We start from the raw sequence: 620 nt of genomic DNA, 5'->3' as shown, positions 1-620 counted from the left end.
GCGCCTAGAATCTTAAAGCCGCAAGTGGCTTTTGAGATGGCAGATATCCTACGTGATGTCGTTCAACGCGGTACTGCCGTTCGAGCCCGTGCTCTGGGTCGTGATGATATCGGCGGCAAGACAGGGACGACAAATGAGGCCAAAGACGCCTGGTTTGCAGGCTTTCATCCTACCAATGCAACTGTTGTTTGGATGGGTTTTGATCAGCCTGCGACGATGGGTCGCCGTGAGTACGGCGGCGTAGCAGCCCTGCCCGTGTGGATGGACTTTATGAAAGCCCAACTTAAAGATACGCCCAAACAATGGGTGTCTATCAATAACCGCGCCAAATCAGAACGTCAGCAGCAAAAAGTGATAAAGATGACTGATGACGGCTTAGTCTTAGATGAAGACGCTGACGATATAGCAAAGGATACTGCTAGAGCAAAACCTGTTAAACCCAATGTACAACCAAGGCAGCCACTAGAGCCTGAACCTGTAGAAGAGGATGCTGCTACGACACAATCAACGAACAACAGTCGTAGCGCTATCCAAAATACACCACTGGCACCAACGCCTGCTGAACGTATGCCGCCGATGCCAGAATAGAGTCCTAAGCTACCAAAAAAGGCTTATCGATT

General features: G+C 50.0%; 1 protein-coding gene. It reads left to right on the top strand.

Translation table 11 applies throughout. The features are described 5' to 3' along the window. Positions 1-588, top strand: a 588-nt coding sequence (locus tag ACTXGO_RS16565) for a penicillin-binding transpeptidase domain-containing protein (RefSeq protein WP_443575188.1), incomplete at its 5' end; no start/stop codon positions are given. Positions 589-620 lie beyond the last annotated feature (32 nt).

It is taken from the genome of Psychrobacter sp. T6-1, from assembly GCF_052258445.1.
The sequence above is the reverse complement of the archived record's forward strand: the minus strand, read 5'-3'. Positions and strand labels throughout refer to the sequence as shown.